This is a genomic window from Butyrivibrio sp. XPD2002 (genome assembly GCF_000423945.1).
Lineage (GTDB): Bacteria > Bacillota > Clostridia > Lachnospirales > Lachnospiraceae > Butyrivibrio.
Genome location: NZ_AUIY01000048.1, coordinates 1 through 2,527 on the forward strand (window position 1 = coordinate 1; position 2,527 = coordinate 2,527).

General features: G+C 31.7%; 3 protein-coding genes. All 3 read left to right on the plus strand.

Going from position 1 to position 2,527, the window contains the following annotated elements; all coding sequences use genetic code 11:
- Window positions 1-330 precede the first annotated feature (330 nt).
- The 3 genes from G587_RS0116165 to G587_RS0116175 are packed head-to-tail and all read left to right on the plus strand — an operon-like array spanning window position 331 to window position 2,282.
- On the plus strand, window positions 331-558 hold the full coding sequence (locus tag G587_RS0116165) for a phosphopantetheine-binding protein (protein ID WP_026493097.1): 228 nt from the start codon (window positions 331-333) through the stop codon (window positions 556-558).
- Between the two features lies 1 nt (window position 559).
- Window positions 560-1,540 carry a DUF1919 domain-containing protein gene (locus G587_RS0116170; RefSeq protein WP_026493098.1) on the plus strand — a complete coding sequence of 327 codons (981 nt, stop codon included), beginning with the start codon at window positions 560-562 and terminating at the stop codon, window positions 1,538-1,540.
- Window position 1,541: 1 nt separating this feature from the next.
- Entirely contained in the window at window positions 1,542-2,282 is a 741-nt protein-coding gene (locus G587_RS0116175) for an SDR family NAD(P)-dependent oxidoreductase (protein WP_026493099.1), read from the plus strand.
- The last annotated feature ends 245 nt before the right edge of the window (window positions 2,283-2,527 follow it).

The following is a 2,527-nucleotide window of genomic DNA, read 5'->3' on the forward strand; positions in this document are numbered from 1 at the left end:
CATAAATAATTGGATACTAATGATATCAAATATATAGAGATGAGAAAAAGAAAAGCAAGACGATTAAGCTTGCTTTTTCGTTTATTATGGGTATTTCCGGTTAATAAAAAGAAAGTAGTATTCGCTTCTTTCGAAGGAAATGGTGTTTTTTGGAAGCAATCCGACATAAATATCGGAGGAGCCTCATAAATGAAAACTTTATTTGACATGTTCTTGATTTTTGTATAATTCAGTAAAAATTTTGGAACTGTATAAAGCTAATTAAAAACTGTAAATGTGGCTTGATCTAACAAGTGCATAATTTAGAAAAAATAGTGGAGGTAATGTAAATTGAAAGAAAAAATAATTAGGTGCATAAAAAGTATAAAAGGTGAAGAGTTTGAAGAAACAACCAATCTTGTAAATGGGGGAATACTAGATTCTACAGATGTCATAGAACTTATAGATAAGCTTGAACAGGAATTTGATATTATGATTCCAATGGACGAAGCTGATCCGGATTATTTTAATAGCATAGAGCTTATTGAAAAGTTGGTACAACGAAATATGGGTAAATAATATGGTCTCAATAACAAAAAATCTAAAGGAATTTATTGAAGAATATAATGAAGAGATTTATATATACGGGGCAGGCAATTCTGGGTATTGGTTTGGATATTATATGAATTTATGTGATATTCATTTTGTATGCTATTTAGACCAAAAAGTTGATCATCCTGGATGCCTATTTAATGAAAAGCCAATATTTATAGGGCAAGATTATTTAAAAAGGTGTTCAGGGAAAAATATAAGAATACTTATTAGTTCTGTTCATTATGCAAATATATTAACTAGCATAATTGAATGGAGTCTAGAATTCAATTTTTCATGTTTATGTTATTTGCCTGTCGGCTATGAAGTCGTAGAAATGGATCATTCTAATAAAATATTATCCTATAATATTAATATTGCATTAAGCTATTTTCGTAAAAAGTTTTATAAAGGAAAGGTCCCCACTATTTTGAGCAATGATTGTACCGCAGGTGCAATATATCAAGCATTGGGAATGCCTATGGCTTCACCTACAGTAAATGTCGGATTAACGGAGAAAGATTTCATTAAATTATGCAAAAATCCAAAGCATTATTTTGGAATAGAAATATCCAAATATGAATATGGTCAGCTTATAGGTTTTTGTAACGGAAAACCATGGAAAGCGGAATTACCTTGTAGCAAGATAGATGATATTACTGTTTATTGGGCTCATAGCGATGAAGACGGAAGGTTCATTAATCGATGGAACATACTAAGAAAAAAAGTCAATTATGATAATTTGATTTGCTGTATGTCGAATAATAAGATGCAGTTTACTAAAAAAGGATTAGATGAATTTAGTAATATTAAGTCACGGAAGCTGATAATTATGTATAAGGACAAATATTCTAATATGGTAGAAAGTGAAAATATTATCTTTGCAAATCGTAATTTTGCCTTATGGAATAAAGATACAGCTATTGAGAATAATTTCGATTTGATTGGTTGGGTTAATGGAGATAAATAACATGGGGATTTTGTTAGAAGGTAAAGTTTGCTTAGTGACAGGCGCTAATAGAGGAATCGGTAAATCTATAGTTGAGCAGTTTGCAAAAGAAGGGGCAATAGTATATGCAAATGCTCGTTCTGAAGGGAGCATTGATGTATCAGCCTATTCGGAATATAAAGATAATATTATTCCTGTATATTTTGATATTCGAGATAATAAGCTCACCGGAGAAGTATTTGCTAAGATTTGGAAAGAACATGGTAAACTTGATGTTTTGGTTAATAATGCTGGGATTGTTCAAGATGCCTTTGTTGGGATGATTAAAAGGGAAATGGTAATACCTGTATTTGAAACCAATGTATTTAGTATGATTGATTTAATTCAATATGCGGCGAAGGTTATGAAAAGAAATAAGCGAGGAAGTATAATAAATATATCTTCTGTAGTTGGCATTTATGGAAATGAAGGCCAAATGGTTTATTCAGCTTCAAAAGGAGCTGTTATAAGTAGCACGCGATCTGCTGCTAAAGAATTGGCACCATATAATATCAGGGTAAATGCTGTAGCTCCAGGTATGATAGAAACTGACATGCTAAAAGCTATAGACAACGAGAAAAAAGAAAAATATCTAAGCAGAATAGCAACAGGAAGATTTGGGACTCCGGTAGATATAGCAAATATTTGTGTTATGTTAGCTTCTAACTATACAGAATATATGACAGGGCAAGTTTTAGAAGTATCTGGAGGGCTTTCGTTATAAATAATTCTGGACCCATATAGCATAATGCATAGTCGCTGATATACATAATAAGATTGATAAATTAAAAGTATATTTGATGCTGTATTTATAGGTGATGACTGGAAAGGGGATGCAAGATGGAAACAGACCGAAGAGGATCTAAAACCCTTCGGAGTAGATGTTATCTATCTTCCTCATACACCTAATATATCATCCACTCTTTTAAGAGTAGAGATACCGATGCGAGTTGAGGAATAACATAAATA